The sequence below is a fragment of the Pseudomonas sp. GW823-FHT02C02 genome, assembly GCF_058797635.1.
Genome location: NZ_JBXAJV010000009.1, coordinates 1 through 22,567 on the forward strand (window position 1 = coordinate 1; position 22,567 = coordinate 22,567).

General features: G+C 55.1%; 18 protein-coding genes. 1 reads left to right on the forward strand and 17 read right to left on the reverse strand.

The window, feature by feature from the left end; translation table 11 throughout:
• Nucleotides 1-119 precede the first annotated feature (119 nt).
• Entirely contained in the window at nt 120-872 is a 753-nt protein-coding gene (locus AC1ROI_RS17315) for a hypothetical protein (protein ID WP_102594492.1), read from the reverse strand.
• Between the two features lie 487 nt (nt 873-1,359).
• Here AC1ROI_RS17315 and AC1ROI_RS17320 point away from each other — a divergent pair, with 487 nt between their 5' ends.
• The gene (locus AC1ROI_RS17320) at nt 1,360-5,934 is read left to right on the forward strand and encodes an AAA family ATPase (protein WP_102594491.1); all 4,575 of its coding nucleotides are present in this window, start codon (nt 1,360-1,362) and stop codon (nt 5,932-5,934) included.
• A gap of 484 nt (nt 5,935-6,418) precedes the next feature.
• Here AC1ROI_RS17320 and AC1ROI_RS17325 read toward each other — a convergent pair whose 3' ends face one another.
• From AC1ROI_RS17325 to AC1ROI_RS17400, 16 genes are all read right to left on the reverse strand, one after another.
• Nucleotides 6,419-7,624, reverse strand: coding sequence for an MFS transporter (locus tag AC1ROI_RS17325; protein WP_083376151.1), 1,206 nt, complete (start codon nt 7,622-7,624; stop codon nt 6,419-6,421).
• The gene (locus AC1ROI_RS17330; RefSeq protein ID WP_083376150.1) at nt 7,624-8,364 is read right to left on the reverse strand and encodes an alpha/beta fold hydrolase; all 741 of its coding nucleotides are present in this window, start codon (nt 8,362-8,364) and stop codon (nt 7,624-7,626) included. Before AC1ROI_RS17330 ends, AC1ROI_RS17325 begins: the two co-directional genes overlap by 1 nt.
• Before the next feature lie 42 nt (nt 8,365-8,406).
• Entirely contained in the window at nt 8,407-9,264 is an 858-nt protein-coding gene (locus AC1ROI_RS17335; RefSeq protein WP_083376149.1) for a cache domain-containing protein, read from the reverse strand.
• Nucleotides 9,261-10,145 carry a pantoate--beta-alanine ligase gene (panC, locus tag AC1ROI_RS17340; RefSeq protein ID WP_102594490.1) on the reverse strand — a complete coding sequence of 295 codons (885 nt, stop codon included), beginning with the start codon at nt 10,143-10,145 and terminating at the stop codon, nt 9,261-9,263. The genes AC1ROI_RS17335 and panC overlap by 4 nt, the downstream gene beginning before the upstream one ends.
• Nucleotides 10,146-10,149: 4 nt before the next feature.
• Entirely contained in the window at nt 10,150-10,701 is a 552-nt protein-coding gene (locus AC1ROI_RS17345; RefSeq protein WP_083376147.1) for a glutathione peroxidase, read from the reverse strand.
• A 24-nt stretch (nt 10,702-10,725) separates the two neighbouring features.
• Entirely contained in the window at nt 10,726-11,850 is a 1,125-nt protein-coding gene (locus AC1ROI_RS17350; protein ID WP_083376146.1) for an acyl-CoA dehydrogenase family protein, read from the reverse strand.
• A 42-nt stretch (nt 11,851-11,892) separates the two neighbouring features.
• Entirely contained in the window at nt 11,893-12,693 is an 801-nt protein-coding gene (locus AC1ROI_RS17355; RefSeq protein ID WP_057005059.1) for a crotonase/enoyl-CoA hydratase family protein, read from the reverse strand.
• Nucleotides 12,690-13,763 (reverse strand): acyl-CoA dehydrogenase family protein, encoded by a 1,074-nt coding sequence (locus AC1ROI_RS17360; protein WP_077748097.1) that lies wholly within the window; start codon nt 13,761-13,763, stop codon nt 12,690-12,692. The genes AC1ROI_RS17355 and AC1ROI_RS17360 overlap by 4 nt, the downstream gene beginning before the upstream one ends.
• The gene (locus AC1ROI_RS17365) at nt 13,763-14,911 is read right to left on the reverse strand and encodes an acyl-CoA dehydrogenase family protein (protein WP_083376145.1); all 1,149 of its coding nucleotides are present in this window, start codon (nt 14,909-14,911) and stop codon (nt 13,763-13,765) included. Before AC1ROI_RS17365 ends, AC1ROI_RS17360 begins: the two co-directional genes overlap by 1 nt.
• Before the next feature lie 110 nt (nt 14,912-15,021).
• The gene (locus AC1ROI_RS17370; protein ID WP_083376144.1) at nt 15,022-16,329 is read right to left on the reverse strand and encodes an amidohydrolase family protein; all 1,308 of its coding nucleotides are present in this window, start codon (nt 16,327-16,329) and stop codon (nt 15,022-15,024) included.
• A gap of 112 nt (nt 16,330-16,441) precedes the next feature.
• Complete coding sequence (locus AC1ROI_RS17375; RefSeq protein ID WP_083376143.1) at nt 16,442-17,719, reverse strand: cytochrome P450; 1,278 nt, start codon at nt 17,717-17,719, stop codon at nt 16,442-16,444.
• Between the two features lie 139 nt (nt 17,720-17,858).
• The gene (locus AC1ROI_RS17380; protein WP_172962145.1) at nt 17,859-18,362 is read right to left on the reverse strand and encodes a carboxymuconolactone decarboxylase family protein; all 504 of its coding nucleotides are present in this window, start codon (nt 18,360-18,362) and stop codon (nt 17,859-17,861) included.
• A 1-nt stretch (nt 18,363) separates the two neighbouring features.
• On the reverse strand, nt 18,364-19,539 hold the full coding sequence (locus AC1ROI_RS17385; RefSeq protein ID WP_083376142.1) for a thiolase family protein: 1,176 nt from the start codon (nt 19,537-19,539) through the stop codon (nt 18,364-18,366).
• Nucleotides 19,536-20,438 (reverse strand): 3-hydroxyacyl-CoA dehydrogenase, encoded by a 903-nt coding sequence (locus tag AC1ROI_RS17390; RefSeq protein WP_083376141.1) that lies wholly within the window; start codon nt 20,436-20,438, stop codon nt 19,536-19,538. Before AC1ROI_RS17390 ends, AC1ROI_RS17385 begins: the two co-directional genes overlap by 4 nt.
• A 13-nt stretch (nt 20,439-20,451) precedes the next feature.
• Nucleotides 20,452-21,303: a fumarylacetoacetate hydrolase family protein gene (locus tag AC1ROI_RS17395; protein ID WP_083376140.1), complete on the reverse strand. Its 852-nt coding sequence runs from the start codon at nt 21,301-21,303 to the stop codon at nt 20,452-20,454.
• Nucleotides 21,303-22,367: an amidohydrolase family protein gene (locus AC1ROI_RS17400; protein ID WP_020300781.1), complete on the reverse strand. Its 1,065-nt coding sequence runs from the start codon at nt 22,365-22,367 to the stop codon at nt 21,303-21,305. Before AC1ROI_RS17400 ends, AC1ROI_RS17395 begins: the two co-directional genes overlap by 1 nt.
• Between the last annotated feature and the right edge of the window lie 200 nt (nt 22,368-22,567).

Genomic DNA, 22,567 nt, shown 5'->3' on the forward strand with positions numbered 1-22,567 from the left:
CCGAATATACGTGTGCAGTCGGCACGGGCGCCAAAGCAAAGGAGGCTTGCAACGAGGAGGAGTCCATATACGGACGTTCAAGATAGCCCGTGAATAATTAACCACCAGCTAATGCTTGGTCAGGTATTTTTCACCACGTCGTCAGCCAAGACATGTAGATCACCTAATAACAAAAAATGCGTACGCTGTACACACGTATAACGTCCCGGAATATTCTTTTTGATGGCGCACTCCGCAAGTATTTCCAGCGCATGAGCAACTACTGAATGCGCATCTGAAATGCTCTCTATCGAGCGGCTGTTGATCGCTTTTTCGTGCGCAATGAAGTTTCTATCCGCTTGAATAGAATCAATTTTATCCTTGATTCCCGTAGTGTCTTTCCATTTGCAGAGTCTGAATATACGTGCAAGCACACTGCTGTACTTACCTTTAGCTGCGGAATTTGATGCTTTCTCAGCTAGACTGTTAATCAGATTATTAAAATCACCTGCCTTTACCACGTCGGCAAGAAAAACAACTCCAGATTGATCCGCCGAGGTGAGAAAATCATGCATGAGCAGCGGCTGTGAAACAAAAATATTACGAAAAAAATCTTTGGTGGCCACTTCAAAGGTTGTAGACAACGCTAGAACCGTTAATGCCGAAAAATGATCGATTGAATTTGTCAGAGAACTCGAAAGATGAGCATCTATTCTATTTTTAATTTCGACATCGCCACCATTATCCTTTAAAGACATCAGAGTGCGGGAATTGAGGTGAGCATCAATCGCGGCTTTGCTAGAAAGTAATTCGTGCAGGTCTCTGATTGCTATAAAATCCATTAGCGCTTTAAAGTGCCAGTGATCTGCGTCAAAAAATGGTGTATTCGTCACTCGATATATTCCAAGCGGGGATGTTTTAGAGGTACGGCCGTTGGGTATAACAACCAGATATGGGAGGATGTCGAGACGAGTCCATCCTACCATCAGGACTTTAAAAGGACACCATGTTACCGCCGGACCACGATTGTTCGAGCATCGAGCCCCCAGTAACTCACTGTTTTGCGGCAGTGTGCGCCCAAGGCCCTCTCGCTAAAACAACACGTCAACGAGCGGCCGCTCCTGGCCGATAGCTGCGTCTGCCAAAGGCAGCTTTGGGTCGTTTTCTGCCGGTCGCGACAGGCAGCAATCGGCCAATAACGGACGTTCAGCATCATTAGTCTTATGGTCTGTCCTCGATTGTCATGTAGTCCTGATGAACGTCCTTTTTTTGACAAGGGTGATCCGTAGTTAAGCGCCCTAAATTTGAATATCATGCTCAATCCATTGAAACTGCTGACGCTAATTTGAGGGGATGAATCCCCCCCAATAGGAGAAATTTATGAGCATCGCTGGTATCCGTTCCAATCGAGGTGACATTTACCAGACGTTGGTGGCATTTGATTGGGCATTGACAGTATTATCCGATCAAGACTTTCAATGGCTCGAAATAGATTCGATCAGCTATTCCGTAGATGATGTGGTAGTAGGCAAAACTGACGGCACTTTGATTGCGTGTCAGTGCAAAAAAAATCAAACCGATTTCAAATCTTGGTCGATAAGCGATCTTGCAGATGAGTTGGGCAAAGCCTCCTGCTTGCTGGAAGATAATCCGAACGTAAATGTTCGTTTCTATTCAAGAAACAACTTTGGCCCTCTTGCAAAATTAAGAGAACACAGTTCTACCCAGCATAACGAAGCGAGCTACCTAGCAAGTCTAGGCCAAGAGCACCAAGCAGTAGATAAAAGTTTTTCGGCGCTACTTGCTAAATTCTCCCCCGATCTTTCCACCTATAAATTCCTGTGCCGAACGAACTTTATCACCAGTGATGACCTAGATCGTATGGAGGAACTGCTCCGCGAACGCTTACGCAACATGGTGAGCAATACTGACGCTGCATTCGCGGCACTTTGGGCGAGCCTCGACCAACTCGGCGCGCGCACAGGGGGCGATAGCACAACTACAGCCTCGCAGCACCGATTAACTAAAAGCGACCTCAAGACTATTCTTCAAAAGGCGGGAGCAACACTAGTTCCGCCAATGAATCTTGCTGAGGTACGTCTTTCTTTTTCCAGTACATCTGCCATTGGCAGATCGTGGCGAAGGGATATTGCGGGACAACGTATTTCCAACCCAACCCTGGATGAGCTACTTGTATCTATTGATGATAAAAAAAGATCCATCTTGCTGACGGGCCTTCCGGGATCGGGTAAAACGTGCGTGATGCTTGCGTTACAAGAAACATTGGAGAAGCGGGCCGAAAGCAATTCTGACATCGTGCCACTCTTTATCCAGTCCCGCGAATTCGCCGACTTGGCTACATCGGAAGATCGTCTAGCCCAAGGCCTTTCTGAGCAATGGGTCGAAAAAGCTGCTCGATTGGCTGAAAACGCTCAAGTGATTGTAGTAATTGACTCTTTGGATGTGCTCTCCATCGCCCGCGATCATCGCGTTCTTCAATATTTTCTTGCGCAGATAGACCGCCTGCTACTGATTCCTAATATTACTGTCGTTACTGCCTGCCGTGACTTCGACAGGCAGTACGACCGGCGAATTGCGGAACGACAATGGGATTGCGAATTGAAGTGCCAACCGATGGACTGGGAGGCCGACATTGCACCCTTACTTGATACGCTAGGGATTGCGACTGCAACTATTGATGGCGCCACTCGCGTACTGATAAGAAATCCACGCGAACTAGCATTGTTTGTTGAACTGGCCCAACGAGGCGGTAGCTTCAACGTTGTGACTAGCCAAGCACTGGCACAACGTTATCTCGATACGATCGTGCGAGCCGACAACGCTTTGGGAGATGCGGCAATACAAGCAATTGAATCAATTGCCTCGGAAATGCTGAAATTAAGAAGCTTGGCGGTGCCGCATCAGCGCTTCTCAGCCTCTCAAGACATTCAGCGGAAACTGTGTAGCTTAAATGTGCTGCGAGAAACCCAGGATGGAAAGCTGACATTCGGACATCAAACCCTATTGGATGTATTGGTGATAAGCGGAGCCGTGCGAACTGGCGTTACTTTGAATAAGTTCATACATGGCTTGCCGCCGGTACCCTTTGTACGCCCCAGCATCCGCAGTTTTGTCGCACAGTTGGCACTAGGTGAGCGTCGCGAATTTAGAAAACAACTTAGATCCGTCTTGACTGGTAGCGCGGCCTTCCACATCAGGCGCCTAGTAGCGGAGTCATTTGCCGAGCAGATGCCCCAGGAAGAAGACTGGCCATTGCTACGTGATTTGCGGGAAAAACACCGTGATATTTTTCAGGTGATCTATGCCTTGGCTAGTGCGATTGAGTGGCATCGTTTCTGGCTCAAACATCTGGTTCCAACTCTGAAGTCTGCCCAGGATTCCGACGGATTGATTGGGCATGCTTATCGCATTGCTCAATGGAGCAATGAAGATTGTGCGGGAGTGTTGTCATTCTGGATGGATGCGCTTTCACTAGGCTGGCTTGATAGGAATGAAATTGCTGACCGACTCGGAATCCACCTGTCTGAAATCAAATTAGAAAATATGGCACTGGTTGCTCCATTGCTTGAGCGGCTGATCAATATGCCGCTAACTGAGCACAGCGTTCTTGGCCGGGTCATCGCTAGATGCGTAGAGGCAGGTGTAGTGGAAGATGCCCTGCTCTGGCAGTATATCTCAGGTGACATTAACGACGAGGATTTACTTAAATTTAGACTCAATAACAAGTTGCGTTGCCAAAAACATGAATTCGGGGGGCGGGATGAAAAATTTATAAGTAAACGTATGTTGCAGTCCGTTGCTTTGCTGGATTTAGCAATAGAGTCAATCGAGCACTGGAGCAATGTTCGCGCCTTACGCTATGGTAATACTCGCGTAGGCTACAGGAATGTTTTTTTGAACGAGAGTTCATACGAAGATTTGCATAGCCAAAGAGATACAGTTCACTCGAGCAGCATGAACGTTCTACTTGATGCAGTTGAGGCGGCTATTCTGCAGCAAGCAAAAAACAACTCAGGCTGGTGGCAAAAAAACCAAGAGCGTCTTTGTTTTAATCATGAAGGAGCGTTGCTGTATTTCGCGATACTCGCCTGCACTGCCTCGCCTGTGGCGAATATTGAAATAATAGCCCGTATGTTGTGTGATACAAGGATGTTGGAATTTGAATTATCTTACGAACTGGGTTCGCTAATACAGTCGGCATTTAATCTTTTGGCCGTGCCAGTGCAAGATGCAGTGACGACGAGCATTTTAACTATTTGGAACGAAGAAGTTGCCGAGGAATCCAGACTTTGGGTATTGAGAGCGCAAGCGGAGCTGATTTTGCCGATTCCTTGCTACCTGCGCTCCCCCGAAGTGCAAGCGGTAGTGGATTCATATGAGGAAAAAGCAGGAGTACTGGTTCGTCAGCCGAAAATCCGTTCGGCTGGCGGTATGGTAAGCGCACCATTCTCATTTGAAATATTTTTAGGTGCGAGCGATAGCGGGGTATTGAAATTATTAGCGCACTACAACGGATACTCGAATTGGCATATGGCTGACTTTCTTATCGGGGGCGAGCGGGAGGTTGGCTCGCAATTGCGAGAGGCCTCATCTCGGAACCCCTCCCGATTCTTGGGCTTTTTGTCTATTCACTGGTTAGTAATTCCAGAAAGTTTTCGTGATGACATTATGGATGGGGTAGCTACATATCTAGCTTATCGTTATGGAAATTTACGCCCCCACGATGCATGGCAATCGGTCGAAGAGCCTCAGGTCTCCCTCTTGGTATGCCGAATTTTTGATGAGCTAGAGCTTCATTCAGCCGAATGGCAACACAAACGCTCCACGGCCAAAGCACTTGAAGCCTGTGCAAACGTCATACAGGATGCTCGAGAGGCATCGCGGCTCATATCTTTGGCCGAAGACTTTGTGGGACTTCAAGAAGCTGATCCAGTCGAGGGGGACGGTGTAGATTTAATAGATCTCGGAATCAATATGGCAAAGGGAGACGTTTCTGATGCCTTGATGATCTTGGCTAATAATTTTCTACAGAGAGGCATTGAATTTCCTGAATTGCTAGCGCCCATGTTGCGTCGCTTTGCGAGTGACGAACACCCTGCTATCCGTGCCATGATCTTACGTCGCTTACCGTATTTGCAAAGCACTTATTTCGATCTAGGATGGGAGTTGTTCGATCTCGCCGTACAAGATGGAGGTGGACTTTGGCAAGTCGCCGAACCGTGTCTTTATTATTCTTACCACAATCATTTTGAAGTAGTAAGACCTCTGCTAGCGTGTCTTCGCAACAAGGGGAGCGGCAAAGACCTAGAAACATGGGGACGTATTTCGGCTTTAGCTACCATGACCCAGCACATCAATTTTGCGGAATTCCTAGGAGACTTGAACGCTCTGGATAACACAGACGCTTGGCGTGGTGCAGCAACCGTGTGGACAAACCATGGAAATATTCGGCAGAATCGAGAACAGTGTCTTGCCGGTATAAAGTCAGGTTTAAACACAGGCGGCACTCGTGCCCTAAACGTTGCCGAGCAGATGACTCAAATATTCAACGATGAAGCTGATGCGATTTCGGTTCCAATAGAACTAATTGATTGCTGTTTTTCAGTATTTGAGAATGATGAAGATAGCGAAAATAGACATCATCGTCTCTTCGGATTTCATGAATGGCTTAACGCGATTGTACAAAATGATCCAGAACAAGCTTTGTACGCAACCGAACGCTATCTGGCTTATGTCCGTCATGAAAAGCGACATTTATTTGATCATAAAAATAGTCTTACCCAGCTTATGACCCGGCTCTTTGCGGAAGCAGAAGAACGAGAAGAATCTGACTGTGGCGCGATGCTACGGCGCGTTGTGGGAATACAAGACACTCTACTTTCACTTGGAGTCAATGGCGTAGTCGATTGGCTGAAGGCTGCCGAACGACCGTGATCGGTAGCATGCAGTCGACACTGATCTTTACATGCCATGTTGTACAGGACGGAGATGCCTACCTGGGTGGGGGGTCATAACCCACCAGATGTACTCATTTCGCTCGCCCCTCAACTCCCAATCTAGGCTTGGATTTCTACTCAGCAAAAAATGGCCAGCAAAATAGGACAGATTAATTTTTCATCATGAGCGGCTGCCTTTAGCCAGTGGCAGTCCTTGGTCGAACGTCCGCTATTGGCCGATTGCTGCCCCTTGTGACAGGCATCAATCGGCCAGTAGCGGACTCTCGGCAATCCGGGTCAGACTCCAGCTTGCGAAGAAGACACGTGATTTGGCGCTCTTCAACTTGACCATCGACAGCAAACTACGTGCCTGGGACTTAACCAAGCTGCGAGTCCGAGACTAGCCCATGGGGAACCTTTCGACGTGTCGCACTTTGAAGCGGTACTGCAAGTCGCGTTCAGATCTGGCTGACAAGTCATTATCAGTTACCCAGATGATCACTTCGCCAACATAGGCAGAGCACCACCAAAAACCCGCCTATCGACATCAGCGCCGCACAGAGAAAAATCGCGGCATAGCCAAATCCTGAAGCAATAAGCCCCATAACCGGCCCGGCCATCCCCACTGCAATATCAAAGAACAACGAGAGAGCACTGAGCGCCGAATTTCGGTTCGCGGGAGGAGTGCTCGCCAATGTCTCCACGCCTAGCCCCGGATAAATCCATGACACCCCTATTCCGGTCAGCACTCCACCGGCAATGGCCAGAGCAGGAGACGGCGCGAGCCATATCAGCAGCATGCCCAAAGTCTGTACAAGTAGGCACCCCCCCACCACGCTGTACCCCCTGTATCGCTGCAGTATCCCCGGCGACGACAAGCGCGCAACGATAAAACCCGCCCCGAAACCACTCAGGCAGTAGGCCGCGTGATCCCAGCCCAGGCTGTCGAAATACAGTGCGACGAAAGCGGTCAGTCCGCCAAACCCTACCGAGCTACAGACCAGAACGAGGCCATTGGGCATGACGGCGAACAGCACTCGATGAAAGGCCAGACGGGCACCTGCCACCAACGGCGCCGGACGCTTGCCCAGTGCCAAAACCAGGAACACCAATCCGAACAATACCGTGCACAACCCAACACTGGCGAGGCCCAGTGAATGGCGAAGCAACACACCCAATGGCGCGCCGACCGCCGTACCGCCGTAGGCCGCGATCCCATTCCACGACATGACCTGTGCTGCCCGAGGGGCACCACATAACCCGATGGCCCAGGTGCAGCAAGGCGTGGAGATCATGGCCGTGGACGCACCTAGCACCAGCCTGCCCAGCAGTAACAGAGTCAGGGTCAACCAGAGGTGGGTGGGAAGCATGATGGCGAGTGTCGTCAGGCTGCCGCTCACCATCAGGCCACCGAACCCACACACCACCGCGTATTTGGCTCCCAGTCGATCTGCTACACCGCCGGCCAACGGACGAGCCAGTAGTGTTGCAAAGTACTGCGAGCTGATCATTACACCAGCGAAAACTGAGGTCAGGCCCAAGTCATTGAGGACGTAGCCCGGCAACACCGCAAGCGGCAAGCCACTGCAAACGTAGGAGATAAAGTTGAAGACGATAATGGAAAGGATCAACCGATTGCTGCGGATTGTCTTACCGTTGCCATGACTTAAAACAACGAACTCGCTCATCACTCATGCCGCTCTATACCTCGTACGACATCCGCCAGCAGCTGCGGGTGTGATACGAACGGCTCATGCGCGGTATCGATTTCGATCACCACGCCAGCACCGGCACGTTGCGCAAAACGGCGCTGCCAGTCCACGGGCAAAATGTTGTCGCGCAGTGTGATGATGTAACTCGCCGGAATCATTCCCGAGTATCCCTCACGGCTAATAGAGTCTGTCGCCACACAGAGTGGTGTTGTGTCCTGGCTCACTTCGCCTAACAACCAACCCAGGGTTTGCTCATCCAGGTCGTGACCGAACATGACCACAGCCAGCGCTTGAGGAGTAGTTTGCGCTGGATCCAGCGGCCAACCGACATGTTCCGGGCTTTCGCCGTGTAACGTATTGCCAAGCAACTCCAGAATGGATTGGCCTTCACTGGGCAATGCGCAGGCCAGGTACACCAGCTGCGAATACAACTGAGGAGCGGCCAGCACCATCATCGGCAGCACGGCCCCGGCGATGGAATGCCCAAGCAACATAGCCTGGCTCACACCCAAAGCATGCAGGTCTTCATTGAGTTCGTTGACTACATCGTCCAGCCGCAGGGATGCAACATCCCGACCACGCTTCTTGCCGCACCCAGGCATATCCAGAGTGATCACTCGTTCGAAACATCCGGGTTGCTGGTTTAACGCCTCCACAAAAGGCCCCCAACACCACGAGCCATGGTTGCCGCCATGCAGCAACACTAAATCAGTCATGCGCACACTCCTTGCTGCGGACTCCGGTGGCCCCTGTTCTGATCACTTGATTGCATAGCAGCCCACGGCGACGACGTATCCATTCACTCGCTGCAGAAAAGTCCTCTTGTATTCGTTCTGCCCGGTCATAGGGTTGCGCCATTGATAGGTGATTTCCCCTGCTTCATGCGTATTCATTTGCTTGAGAATGTCCTCGCCAATCGGCTTGCCGTCGGTTGAGCGCAATGACTTGAAGTCGGTACCGATCAGCCGGGGCGAAAAGCCGTGAGCGACGAACCGCTTGGTTTTCAGGTCCACCACAAAGGCATAGAGATCATCCTGGGTAAGCTGCTTATCGTGCTGATTAATGAGCCCGACAGTGGCTTTCGCGTCGCTGGCAACTTGCGACGAAATCTGGCGAAGCAGCTGTTGTGCCTTTTCAGGGCTGGACCGTGGCATGTAATAACCCACGGAGATCACCCGATCTTTCACACGTTGATAGAACACGCGCTTACGCTCGACCTTACCGTGTTGCCAGTTCCACCAGCGGTATTCGGCGCTACGCACAATGCCGTCGTCTGGCTGCGAAATGGCTTGCTGGAATGCAGCCTTGAGGTCGTCGTCCAGAACGCTGACCACCGGTTTTCCGACCAGTGATACCGAAGGCCCTCCGCTGGCAAGCATCACACCGGAGGTATCGACCACGTAGATGTACAGTTCACCATCGACATAGGCTCCCTGGCGACTAAACTCGGCCAGGGCGGTGTCGCCCTTGGCTTTGTATTCGGCGACAGCTTTTAACAACAAGGCGTTGGCACGCTGGGTGTCGGCACCATAGGCATCCGCTGGCGCTTGTTGAGCCATACCGACAAGAGAGACAAGGCACAGACCAAGAACAGTGAACGCTCGATAGAGGCTCATGGATGTTGTTCCTCTGGTGATCTTTTTGATGGCCGAAGGTCCACCGTCAGATTGTCAATGAGCCGCGTTTTGCCGATGCGCGCGGCCACCAGAATCACAAAGTGAGTATCGGAGCTGGTCAGAGGTTTTAAATCCTGAGCATTCCTGACTTCAAAGTATTCCAGCTGAAAACCGGCGTCGCTTATACGTTGATGACATTCAATCAACTGGCGCTCAGTCACCCGCCCCTCAGCCTGGATACTCGCCGCCGTTTGCTTCAAACAAGCGTAAAGGACGGGAGCCACCGAACGCTCATGGTCACTCAGATAGACGTTGCGCGACGATAATGCCAAGCCGTCCGCAGCCCGGATCGTCGGTGCACCGACAACATCAGTCACCATATTGAGATCCCTGACCATCGAGCGGACGACTGCCAGCTGCTGATAGTCCTTTTCACCGAAAACCGCCACGTCTGGCTGAACGATGTTCAGCAGCTTGGTAACGACAGTGGCCATCCCGTCAAAGTGACCAAGGCGTATCGCGCCGCAAAGACCTTCAGACACGTTTGGCACGCTGACGATGGCCTGGTTGAGCATTCCATCCGAATAGATTTGTTCGACAGCAGGGGCAAAGAGCACATCGCAGCCGGCGTTGACCAATTTCTCTCGATCGGCGTCGGGCGTCCGGGGATAGTTGGCAAGATCTTCATTAGCCCCAAACTGGAGTGGATTGACAAAAATGCTCGCGACGACAAAGTCAGCACGCTGCTTCGCGCAATGAATCAGGGAGATATGACCGTCATGCAAGTTGCCCATTGTCGGCACCAGCGCGACTTTCTTGTTTTCACCTCGTGCACGGGCCACGAGCGCACGAAGCGAGCTAACCGTATCGACTGTCAACACCGCTTCACGCCTCTTGGACTAATTGAACTTCGATTGCTTCAAGCAAACGAGGATTATCAGCCGCAATGTCCGGAGCGAAACGAGCAACGACGATGCCCTGCCGATCAATCAGAAACTTTTCGAAATTCCAGAGTACGTCCGTTGTGTTGCCTGACTCGATGCCATAACCCTGCAGACGCTCCCGAAAAGGTCCCTCACCCGTTGTTTCGGGTTGTGCGGCAGTCAGTTCCGCGTAGAGAGGATGCTGGTCCGCACCGACAACGGAGATTTTCGAGAACAACGGAAAGTGAATGTCATAGTTCACTGAACAGAACTCAACGATTTCCACATCGCTACCCGGTTCTTGTTCCTTGAAGTTGTTAGCAGGGAAACCCAGTATTTCCAGGCCTTGGGATTTTTTGTCTTGGTAAAGTTTTTCCAAGCCCTCGTATTGCGGGGTAAGCCCGCATTTTGAAGCGACGTTGACCACCAGCAGCACTTTGCCCCGATAGTCGCCAAGGGTACGGATGCTTCCATCGATCTGCTTTAGCGAAATTTCGTAAAGGGAATTACTCATCTGTTTGCCCCATGCAAGTGTGCTTCAAAGGGTACGGCCGATAATTTCTTTCATGATTTCCGAAGTGCCGCCGTATATGCGGGCCACTCGGGCGTCGACCCAGGCGCGGCTGATCTTGTATTCGCTCATGAAGCCGTAGCCCCCATGTAACTGCAGGAATTCGTCAAGCAGCTTGCCTTGCATTTCCGAGCCCAGCAGTTTGGCCATTGCCGCGATTTCCGGCGTCAGTTCACCGCGCATCACTTTGGCCAGGCAGTCGTCGACGAACACCCGCAACATGGTGGCCTGGGCCTTGGCTTCAGCGAGTTTGAAGCGGGTGTTCTGGAAGTCGATCACCGGTTTCCCGAAGACCTTGCGCTCCCGGGTGTAGCCGATTGTTTCTTCCAGCAGCGTGTCGATGGATTGCGCAGCACGGATCGCGATGATCAGGCGTTCCCAAGCCAATTGATGAGTCAGGTATTTGAATCCCATCCCCTCCTCACCCAATCGATTGCCGACGGGCACCCGGACTTCATCAAAAAATAATTCGGCAGTGTCTTGCCCTTTCAGGCCAATCTTTTCCAGCAGACGCCCCTTGGCGAAGCCGGCTCGGTCTTCCTCAACGCAGATCAGAGTCAGTTCCTTCGCCGCTGGATCAATCTTGGTGGCGGTGACCACCAGGCCGGCATTGCCACCGTTGGTGATAAAGGTCTTCTGGCCGTTGACGATGTAGTCATCACCGTCACGCCGCGCCGAAGTGCGCATGGCGCGCAGGTCGCTGCCAATGCCCGGTTCGCTCATGGCAATCACGCCAATCAATTCACCGCTGACCATGCGCGGCAGCCATTGCTGCTTCTGCTCTTCGCTGCCATAGGCAACGATGTAAGGCGTGACGATTTCCGAGTGGGTGGTGAAACCCACGGCGGTAGCGTTGGCCCGCGCCAGCTCTTCGATCATAACCGCCGAGTGACCAAAGTCGCCTCCGGGGCCACCGTATTCTTCGGGCACCGTGGAGCATAACAAGCCGTTCTCACCGGCCTTGAGCCAGACTTCCTTGGGAACGATGCCGTTCTTTTCCCACTCATGCAGGTAGGGCACGATTTCGCGATCGACGAAACGGCGGGCCTGATCACGGAACATGTTGTGGTCTTCTCGAAATACGCCACGCATTTTGCTTACTCCAGATCGATTCTTGTATTGGGCGATGGATAATCAGCGGTCCTGGTAATTGGGATCGCGCTTATCGACAAAAGCCGCCACCGCTTCATGATGGTCTTCGGTGTGATGCGCCAACGCCTGATACGCCGCCGACAATTCCAGAAGCGAATCGAGGCGCATATGTTGGCCTTCACGCAGCAGACGCTTGCACAGGCGCAACGCATGACCGGGATTACTGGCGATTCGGCGCGCAAGCGCCTGCGCTTCCGATTGCAGCGTTTCGTGGGTGCAGACTTGCTCGACCAGGCCCCATTCCAGCGCCTTGGCTGCATCGATAGCGTCACCGGTAAACGCCATCAGACTGGCTTTCGGGATACCAATGATGCGCGGCAACAGCCAGGCGCCGCCGTCACCCGGAACGATGCCCAGGCGCACGAAACTCTCGGCGAAGATCGCCTTGGGCGCCGCCAGCCGGATATCGCACATACAGGCAAGATCGAGGCCCGCACCGATCGCCGGGCCGTTAACCGCGGCGATCACCGGGATATCCAGCTCATAAATCGCCAGGGGAATACGCTGAATGCCGTCCCGGTAGGTATTGCGCAGTTCATACGGCGAGCCGGCGAAAATGCCGCCGCGCTCGTGCATGTCCTTGACGTTGCCACCGGCACAAAAAGCGCTGCCATTGCCGGTAAGCACCATGACCCGCACCGACATATCACGGCGCAGCTCGGCGCAGAGATCGACAAACTCCTGGATCTGCTCGCGCGTCGTCAGGGCATTGCGCGTGTCGGGATGGTTCATGCGCACAGTGACGATGCCGCCCTCACGCTCAATCTGAAGAAACGGGCTCATACCGGATTACTCGCGAGACGGGTTAAGGGTTGTTGGCCATGGCTGGTGAGCAACGGCCAGTATCCATCGCTGCCGCCTTGGCATATTTGAGTACCCAGGCGCTGACTCCAAAGGCTGGCCGAGCCGAATTCACTGCGCCACGCCCACAACCGACGGGTGAGCAGATGCAGCGGATATTCCTCGGTAAAGCCGATGGCGCCATGCACCGAATGGGCGATGCCGGCACCGACGCTGGCGGCTTCGGCTGTGCTGATTTTTGCCGCGGCAATGGTCAGCGCGGCGAGCCCCGCACTGGATTCCGTGAAGGCCGCCTCGGCCGCGATGCCGGCGGCGGCAGCCTGCTCAGCGAATACTGCGAGCTGTTGTTGAATGGCTTGAAAAGAACCGATTGCCTTGCCGAACTGCTTGCGCTCACCGGCATAGTTGGCGGTCATGTCCAGTAGCGCGTGCAACGCCCCGGCGGACTGCGCCGCGCGCAGCATCGCGCCGCCCAATTCCAGGACATTGGCGTCGAGCCCGCTGGGCAACGGTGCTTGCGCCAATACCTTGGCACTAGTGAAACCCAAATCATCGCGCGGTTCGCCCGCCACATTCAGACTCAACGTCAGTTCGCTTGCAGCGCTACGCGGCAGCAGCACCACATGCGCAACACCGGCTGGGCTATTGGCGATGGCGACGACCGCTTCAACGTTGCGCCCCCAAGGGACCGAGCAGGCGGTGCCATAAACGCGCTCGCCATCAAGCACCAGATCGGAATTGGCGGCCACGCTGATTGCACCCGCCCTTCCCTCCAGGCCGGCCTTGCTCAGCAGCCAGTTGCCGAGCAAGGCCTCACCCAGTGGCGCGGGCACTGAAAAGCGCCCGGCGGCACGGACCAACACATACATATCGGCCCAACTGGCTTCAGCGCCGCCCAGCGCTTCGGATACACCCGCCTGGGTGAAGCCCGACTCGTCCAGCGCGGCCCACAACTCGGCCGGCCATTCGCCGCCTTCACAGCCCATCACGTAAGCCGGCGTCGCCAGATCGGCAAACAGGCGTTCAATCGTCGCTTCGAATATCTCGCGCATTATCGCAACCCCAGGCCGCGGGCAATGATGCCGCGCAGAATTTCGCGAGTGCCCCCGCGCAGTGAGAATGAGGGCGCCATCTGTGTCAGGTAGGCCAGCACGCGTGCATGCTCGCTGCCGCCGTCCTGCCGTGGCTCGGTTTCCAGCAACAGCTGGGCTACCTCGGGGATTTCCTGCTCAAAAGCATTGCCAAGGTCTTTCACACAGGAGGCCGCCCAGGCTGGATGTTCACCCGCCGCCAACTGTGCCGTGACCGACAACGACATATTGCGCAGCGTCAGCAGCTTGGCCGACAGCCGTCCGATCTCCCGCGCTTGTAGTGCGTCAGGGGTCTTGCCCACTGCGTCGATCAGTGTTTTCAACAACGCCATGCAACTGAGGAAACGTTCAGGGCCGCTGCGTTCGAAGGCCAGTTCAGCGGTCACCTGATCCCAACCCTTGCCCTCAGTGCCAATCAAGGCATCGGCGGGCAGCCGCACATTGTCGAAAAACACTTCGTTGAAGTGCTCGCCACCGGCCAGATCGCGAATCGGGCGGATGGTGATGCCGGGCAGGCTCAGGTCGACGATAAATTGCGACATGCCCTCATGCCGGGCTGCTTGTTTCTCACCGGTACGCACCAAAGCAATCATGTACTGCGAATGGTGCGCGTTGGTGGTCCAGACCTTCTGGCCATTGACTAGCCAGCTATCGCCATCACGCACCGCAGTGCTTTTGATCGAAGCCAGGTCCGAGCCGGAATTGGGTTCGCTCATGCCAATGCAGAAGTAGCTTTCACCCCGGCAAATGGCTGGCAGGTAGTGCCGTTTTTGTTGCTCGGTACCGAAGCGATTGATCAGCGGCCCGCTTTGCCGGTCGGCGATCCAGTGGGCCGATACCGGCGCACCGGCGGCCAGCAATTCTTCAATGATCACGTAGCGCGCAAAAGGACCCGCCTCGCCACCACCGTACGCTTTGGGCAATGCCATGCCGACCCAGCCTCGCGCGCCGAGTTTCTTGCTGAATTCAGCGTCGAAGCCCATCCAGGACTGCGCACTCAAGGTTGGGGGGTAATCGGCCAGTGTGTCGAGAATGAACGCCCGCACTTCGGTGCGAAGCGCTTCCGCCTCGGGAGGAATATTGCTGTAGGAAAATTGACTGATGGCCATATGCGCTCTCTAACGCTGAACACAGGCGCAATCGCTTCGAACGAAGCGACCACAGAACGGCAACCGCTCCACAGTCGCCGTTGGCCGGCGACTGTAGGAACAGCGGCAACTTACAACGCGGTTTGCGCGTCAGCGTCGGCGAACATCGCATTGATGTCGCCGGAAGTGACCGGCTTGTTGTCATGGCGACCGTGATCGGCACCACCCAAGCCCAGGGCCGGCTCGATGCTGACGTGCGTGGCCTGAGCCCGCAGCGCGCCGACCGTGCAGTTTTCCCGACCATGGATGGAGAACGGATCAAAGGAAAACTCACGCATGGCGTTCAAGTGAGTGACCTTGTCGATCATCTCCTTGGGCAGGTGCTGCAACCCTTCCCACGCGGTCTCTGGCGAGTTCGGCCAGGTGCAGTCGGAGTGCGGGTAATCGCTTTCCCATGTGACCATCTCGGCGTTCAGATAATCGAGGTTCTTCAGGCCGAAATTATCTTCAATGAAGCAGGTGATGAAGTGCTTGTTGAAGATGTCGCTGGGCATCTTCCCGTCGAAGTTGGAATTGGTCCACGCGTTGTGGTGACGGTGGGTGAAGTCAGCACGCTCCAGCAAATAAGGAATCCAGCCGATGCCGCCTTCGGAAAGCGCCATGCGCAGGTCCGGGAATTTCTTCCACATCGGCGCCCAGATCCAGTCAGCGGCGGAGTTGGCGATGGAAATCGGCATGGAGGTGATCCAGGCGTCGATAGGCGACAAATCCGAAGCGTGTTGAGCTTTCACCCCGGTACCGATATGACAGCAGATCACCACCTTGTTATCGCTGCAGGCTTTCCACAGCGGGTCCCAGTAATCACTGTGGATCGACGGGTAGCCATGAATAGCGGGGTTGTCCGACAGCGAAAGTGCGTGCACGCCCTGTTTGGCCAGACGTTCGACTTCAGCAGCGGCGGCTTTCATGTCCCACCACGGCACGATCATCAGCGGAATGAAGCGGCCTGGCGCAGCGTTGCACCAATCGTGCAAATGCCAATCGTTGTAGGCCTGGATGGCTGCCATCGACACATCGCGGTCAGCGTGTACCTGAAAACGTTGGCCGGCAAAGCCCGGGAAGGTGGGGAAACACAATGAACCGAGCACGCCGTTGGCGTTCATGTCGTCGACGCGGTCCTTGATGTTCCAGGTGCCACGGCGCATCTGGTCGTAGCCCAGTGGCTCCATGCCGTATTCCTCTTTGGGTCGGCCAACCACGGAGTTAAGGCCCATGTAGCCAGTGGCCTGCTCCTCGAAGACCCACACATCACGATCACCCTTTTTGACCACATGCGGCTCACGCCCCTTGAAACGGGCAGGCATATGGCGAGCAAAAGCATTCGGCGGCTCGATCGCGTGGTCATCGACGCTGACAAGAATCAGATCTTCAACTTTCATTGTTTTCCCCTTCGCATTCGGGCTTGTTGTTGTGCCTGAATCATAGTGCACATCACCAACTAATTAAACGCATTTTTTGAATGTGTTCATATTAATTCAAGCACACAGTCCATCAGTCCCACAGCACGTGCAGATAGTGCGGACCGCGCAGCTGTGCGCCGACGATCTGCGGCCCGGGTCTGTCTGGGTCGAGACGGATGTTGGGCATCAGATCGAGGATCGCATTCAGTGCGCAGTTGATCTCGGTTTTGGCCACGAATTGACCGATACACATGTGTGGGCCAAAGCCAAAACCAAACGAAGGTTTGGGCTTGCGGTCGATGTCGAATTTATCGGCGTTTTCGAAGGCGTCTTCGTCGCGATTGGCTGAGGTTACGATGCATTGCACCATTGCCCCTTTGGGGATGGCTACACCGCGAATCTCCAGGTCCTTGGCGGCCTGACGCACCTTGAAAGTAGCCACAGGCTCGAAGCGCACCGCTTCGTCGATGGCCTTGTTTACAAGGCTTCGGTCATTACGCACCCGCTCCAGCACATCCGGATTTTGCAGCAGCAACGACATCAAGGTACCGAAGGTGCGAGTCGTGGTTTCGCTGGCAGCCGGGAGCAGTGAGCGTACAAAAGTGGCGATTTCATGATCGTCCAGCGACCGTCCTTGATACTCCGCGTTGATCAGCCGGCTGATCAGGTCATCGCCCGATGCGCCCTCTGCGCGACGCTCGGACACCACCACTTTCACCACATCATACAAAGCCTGAGCGGCCTGCATCGCGGCGCCACGGGCCGCGGCGGCTTTTTCCGGATCGACTTGCGGGCCCGCCAGGATGGCCAGCGCCCAGGCCGCGTACTGCTCGATCTGCTCGGGACGATCCTCGGGAAAGCCGATCAACGAGTAAATCACCCGGATCGGAAAATACAGGGCAAAGTCCATCAGGTCGGCGCCCTTGGCCGGCACCATCGGCTTGAGATACTCCTCGCGAATCACCCGATCGATCTTGGTTTCTTTCCAGCGATTCACCGTCTCGGGCATGAATACCGGTTGCAGCAGGTTACGGATGTTCTTGTGAGCATCCCCGTCCATTGCGGTGAGGATCAAGCCATCGAAAAACGCACCCAGCCCCTCGGCGATAAAACCGCTGGTAAAGGTGCCGGCGTCACGCATGACCGCCATGACATCGTCGTATTTGAACAGTGTGAACGTCGGCCGACTGGCATCCAGGCCGGCAATCGACGGCACGCCCAGACTCGCCATGAAGTTGCCTTGCAGCACGGGCGAATTGGCGCGCATATCGCGGTAAGTCGCGTGTAGGTCGATATCGCTGGTACCGCGATAATTACTGGCTACGTCGGTGAAAGCCTTCGTCAGGTCGTTCTGCGCCGGTGTGGACATGATCGTCTCCGCTATTTTTGTCATTATTTTTTGTCAGGCAGCTGCTGAAGGCCATACCTTCCGACTGATAATAGGCCTGACTAGATCTGTATTGGACACTTATTAATATTTCGATCAACTATTTGTGCTGCGAGACGTGTCAGTAGGCCTGCTGCACCAGTGTCATGCGGCCACCCGCCAACATCAGGGCGCAGTACAGCCCCAGCTCTGCCACCTGGGCGTCGGAGAAAAACTCCCCGAGTCGCAAGAAATGCGTGTCGTCGATCTCCAGGTAGTCGCTGGCAAACAACTCGGCATAACGCAACGCGGCACGCTCGGCTGGCGTGAAGGACTCGCTGTCTGTGGCCATGCACGCAATATCCTCTTCCGTCACTGCGTCGGACTTGCGCGCCAGTTGGCAGGCCTGGCAAGTGGTGATGCTGGCGATTTTCAGCCGCACCAACTCGCGCAAACGCTCATCAAGCAGGCTGTCGCTGTGCAGGCTCTCCATCAAACCCAGCCAGGCCAGGGCTACCTTGGGTCGGTGAGCCCAGACCTGCACCGGCGTCGTTGAACTGAGCATGCGACTGCGCCGGCCCCGCTCTACCGCGTCTTGCAACGCAGACGGCATGGCATCCAGCGGGATCAGCGGTAGACGTGCCATCTCAATCGAGCCGTTCGATGATGGTCGCCGTACCCATACCGCCGGCGCAGCAAATGGCTTGCAAGCCAAAACGCCCGCCTCGGCGTTCAAGCTCGTTCAACAAGGTGGTCATCAATCGTGCACCACTGGCGCCCAATGGATGACCGAGGGCAATAGCGCCACCGTTGACGTTCAACTTGTCGTGCGACACACCTGTCTCCTGCATCCAGGCTAGCGGCACCGAGGCAAACGCTTCATTGACCTCGAACAAGTCGATGTCGTTGATGTTCAGCCCAGCCTGGCTCAACACCTTTTGAGTGGCAGCAATCGGGCCGGTGAGCATTAATGTCGGATCGGAACCGACGGTTGTGAACGCCACAATCCGCGCTCGAGCCCTGAGCCCGAGTTTTTTCGCGGTTTCGGCACTCATTAACAGCAATGCCGCTGCTCCGTCGGAGATCTGTGACGAGTTGCCAGCGGTGATTCGACCGGTGTCCGGACGAAAACTGGTTTTAAGCGTCGACAGTTTTTCCCGCGATGTATCACGGCGAATGGTTTCGTCGTAGCGCAACACAGCAACTGGCTCCGTCAGCACCTGCTCACGTATCTCCTCGACCGCAACCGGCACTATTTCATTATCGAAATAACCGGCATCGGACGCCGCGGCAGCGCGCTGATGGCTGGCAAAAGCGAAATCATCCAGCGCATCGCGACTGAGCGCCCATTTGTCGGCGATACGTTCAGCAGCCTCGCCCTGACTGGTCAGTTCATAGCGTTGCGCTGCCATCCAGCCAAACGCCTCGCCGTGGATTTCACGGTTACTGCCCATGGGCACGCGGCTCATGTTTTCCGCGCCACCCGCCACCACGATATCAGCGGAGCCCGCCGCGATAGCACCAACGGCCAAATGCACGGCCACTTCGCCCGAACCACATTTACGGTCGATAGTCAGCCCAGGCACGGTGACCGGCCAACCGGCACCGAGCAAGGCCGTGCGGGCAATGTTGGCGGACTGCTCACCAATTTGCGTGACATTGCCGAAGATCACGTCATCGATCAGCGTGGGCGACACATCGGCCCGCTCCAGCAAACGACTGATTACCAGCGACCCAAGGTGATCGGCGCGTACGCCGGCCAGGCTGCCTCGGAACTTACCGATTGGCGTGCGGACCGCATCAACAATGACGATATCCTTCATAGCGCACTCGCCTTGAGCCCTGAACCCGGAACCTGTTTACCCTCTTCGTAGCGGTAAACCCCCTGCCCTGACTTGCGCCCCAGCCGCCCGGCAGCAACCATTTTGATGATCAAAGGGCACGGCCTGAATTTCTCACCCAGGGTCTGGTGCAGATAGCGCAGAACAGACAGCCGGGTATCCCAACCGGTCAGGTCACCCAGTTCCAACGGGCCCATCGGATGGTTGAAGCCCAGACGCAGTGCCGTGTCGATGTCTTCGGCGGTCGCGGTGCCTTCCTGCAGCATCCACATCGCCTCGTTACCCAATAGGGCAGACATGCGACTGGTGGTCAGTCCTGGCGATTCGTTGACGATGATCGAGGTTTTGCCAATCTGCTCGCAGAGGGTGCGAGTGCGCGCCACCACCTCATCACTGGTCGCCAACCCCCGCACGAGCTCCACCAGTTTCATTTTGTGCACGGGGTTGAAGAAGTGCATGCCGATCACACGATCTGCACACTCAACTGACGCCGCAATTTCGGTCACGCTGAGGGCCGACGTATTGGTCGCGATAATCGCGTCCGGCGCCAGCAGTGGCGCCGCCTGCGCGAGCACCGCCTTCTTCACTGCCAACTGCTCGGAGACCGTCTCTACCAGCCAATTGGCACCACTCGCCGCTTCACTCAAGTCGCTGCAGGTCAGCAGATTGGCCAACGATTGCTGGGCTTTTTCTTCGCTGACTTTGCCCAGGCGCACGCCATCGGCGAGGATTTTTTCGATGCTCGCCCTGGCGCTTGTCAGGGAAGCGGCATTGGTGTCGACCAACACCGTGCTGAAACCTGAGCTGGCGAACGCATGCGCAATACCGGTGCCCATCAGACCCGCACCGACGACGACTACTTTTTCTTTATTGGCGTTCATGTTTGGCTCTCGATTAGGCGCGGTTCTTTTTACTGACCACATTGCGCAACGTGCCAATGCCTTCGACGCTGGCTTCGACCACATCGCCTTCCTTAAGGAACAGACCGGTGCCCATCCCCACTCCCGCCGGCGACCCCGTGAACAACACATCGCCACAGGCAAAACTCGAGCGCTGCTGGACAAAGCGGATCAGATGATCAACACCCCAGGTCATTTCGCCGGTGGAGCCGTCCTGGCGCGTTTCGCCATTGACTTTCAAGGTCAGGCGCAGCGTCGGTGACCCTTGCGGAAATTCATCTTTCGTGACGATCCAGGGACCAAGTCCGGTGGTTTGATCCTGGCTTTTGGCTGCGAACAGATCCATGCCAATACCCGCCGGCCCGCTACGCTGCAGGTCTCGAGCGCTGACGTCATTGCCGACGGTGTAACCGAGCACGCAAGCAAGCGGGTTTTCCAGGTCAATCTCGTCAGTGCCGATGACCGCTACCAATTCAACTTCGTGATCGAGCTCTTCAGTCAACGGTGGAAAGCGGATCGGGTCATTGGCGCCAATCAGCGCGCCATAGGCCTTGAGAAAGGCGACTGGCTGGGACGGCGCACTCAATCCAAACTCCACCAAATGCTTGGCGTAATTGGCGCCTGCCACGACCACCCGGTTGACGGGCTCTATCGGTGGCAACAGACGAACTTTTGAGAGTGGCAGCGCTGGGCCGGCGAAACGCAACGAACTGATGCCGCGTCCGGCAGCCACGCCGGGCGCCCATTCTTTGAAATTGCCGGAAATCGGCGTCACCTGATCTTGGGCGACATCGACCACCGCCCAAAAAACGCCCGTTTCAAAATACTCACATCGCGCCAGTTTCATCAGGCACCTACCTTGCCCAACTTGGCAGGATCGATGTGCAGCAAGCGGCATGCGTTTTCATAGCGAATCTTGCGCAAGTCGGCGTCGGACAACTTCAGGCCATGGGTCAGGTCGTGACGCACGGCATCGCTACCGCCAAAGTTGCTGCCGTAGAGCACATGGTCTGCACCGATGATATCGACCAAGGCCTGGCGCATCGGTACTTCATGCAGCTCTACGTCGAAGTAGAAGTTTTTCATGTACTCGAGCAGCGGCTTTTTATTATATTTGACGTCGAGGTTCTCGTTGGTCTTGGCCAGACGACCGAGCTGGTACGGGACATAGCCGCCACCATGGGTGATGTACACCTTCAGGTCAGGGAAGCGATCCAGTACGCCACCGCAAATCAGGTTCCAGAAACAACGGCTTTCGTCGTACTGCATGCCAACGATAGCGGTGGTTTCGTAGCGGTCGTCGTTGGCGTTCTTGCCCCAGGTGACCGACTGGTTGTAGCCGTGAATAAACATCGGCAAGTCCAGGTCGCAGAGGGTTTTCCACACCACGTCGAGTTCTGGCGAATCGAATTCCAGGCCGCCGAAGTTGGCGCCGCCAGCGACCAGACCTTTAGCGCCCAGTACGGTGCAGGCGTAGCGCAATTCAGCCGCCGCTGCTTCTGGCGCATTCAAAGGTACGTGAGCCCAGAACATCAGTCGATCTGGGGCTGCAGAGCAGTATTCGGCCAACGTCTCGTTGACGGTGCGGGCGAACGGGACGGCGAATTCGGCTTCGGTCCAGTACATGTAGCAGTGGGACGGGACGGAAACCACCTGCAGGTTTTGTCCCGCAGCGTCCATGCCAGCCAAGCGCACTTTCGGATCAGCCCAGCGCGCAAAATACTCTTCAAGCTTGGGACCTTTGCCGGAGCGGACGGCAGCCTTACGCTCTGGCGACCCAAGACCGAGAATCCAGTCACCAACACGCAGCTTGATATCGCCATCGGCGTGCTGCTCGAAGAACGGCCCCCAGTGAGGGTGCTGGTTGTAATAGCCAGGGTGCGGTGCGTGGGCGTGAAGATCGATAAGCATGTCTAGGTACCTCGAAGTTGGCACTTTTTGTTGGTTATTTGTGCGGTGCCTTCACGTGACCTGGTTCAAGTAGCCACGAAAAGGGGAAGCCGACGGCTCACTGCCAAGACCAGAGCTTAAGATTAAATTGAGCAGAAATCAAAATACTGTTCAATTTATTTTTCCGACGCACGAAGAGGCCTGACCCAGAGCCCTCAACA

Coding starts and splice junctions, on each gene's coding strand:
- AC1ROI_RS17325 (WP_083376151.1), bottom strand. CDS start 7,624: ATGAGCGAGTTCGTTGTTTTAAGTCATGGCAACGGTAAGACAATCCGC.
- AC1ROI_RS17390 (WP_083376141.1), bottom strand. CDS start 20,438: ATGAACGCCAATAAAGAAAAAGTAGTCGTCGTCGGTGCGGGTCTGATG.
- AC1ROI_RS17375 (WP_083376143.1), bottom strand. CDS start 17,719: ATGTCCACACCGGCGCAGAACGACCTGACGAAGGCTTTCACCGACGTA.
- AC1ROI_RS17355 (WP_057005059.1), bottom strand. CDS start 12,693: ATGAGCCCGTTTCTTCAGATTGAGCGTGAGGGCGGCATCGTCACTGTG.
- AC1ROI_RS17400 (WP_020300781.1), bottom strand. CDS start 22,367: ATGCTTATCGATCTTCACGCCCACGCACCGCACCCTGGCTATTACAAC.
- AC1ROI_RS17330 (WP_083376150.1), bottom strand. CDS start 8,364: ATGACTGATTTAGTGTTGCTGCATGGCGGCAACCATGGCTCGTGGTGT.
- AC1ROI_RS17350 (WP_083376146.1), bottom strand. CDS start 11,850: ATGCGTGGCGTATTTCGAGAAGACCACAACATGTTCCGTGATCAGGCC.
- AC1ROI_RS17345 (WP_083376147.1), bottom strand. CDS start 10,701: ATGAGTAATTCCCTTTACGAAATTTCGCTAAAGCAGATCGATGGAAGC.
- AC1ROI_RS17385 (WP_083376142.1), bottom strand. CDS start 19,539: ATGAAGGATATCGTCATTGTTGATGCGGTCCGCACGCCAATCGGTAAG.
- AC1ROI_RS17370 (WP_083376144.1), bottom strand. CDS start 16,329: ATGAAAGTTGAAGATCTGATTCTTGTCAGCGTCGATGACCACGCGATC.
- AC1ROI_RS17395 (WP_083376140.1), bottom strand. CDS start 21,303: ATGAAACTGGCGCGATGTGAGTATTTTGAAACGGGCGTTTTTTGGGCG.
- AC1ROI_RS17365 (WP_083376145.1), bottom strand. CDS start 14,911: ATGGCCATCAGTCAATTTTCCTACAGCAATATTCCTCCCGAGGCGGAA.
- AC1ROI_RS17380 (WP_172962145.1), bottom strand. CDS start 18,362: ATGGCACGTCTACCGCTGATCCCGCTGGATGCCATGCCGTCTGCGTTG.
- AC1ROI_RS17360 (WP_077748097.1), bottom strand. CDS start 13,763: ATGCGCGAGATATTCGAAGCGACGATTGAACGCCTGTTTGCCGATCTG.
- AC1ROI_RS17320 (WP_102594491.1), top strand. CDS start 1,360: ATGAGCATCGCTGGTATCCGTTCCAATCGAGGTGACATTTACCAGACG.
- AC1ROI_RS17335 (WP_083376149.1), bottom strand. CDS start 9,264: ATGAGCCTCTATCGAGCGTTCACTGTTCTTGGTCTGTGCCTTGTCTCT.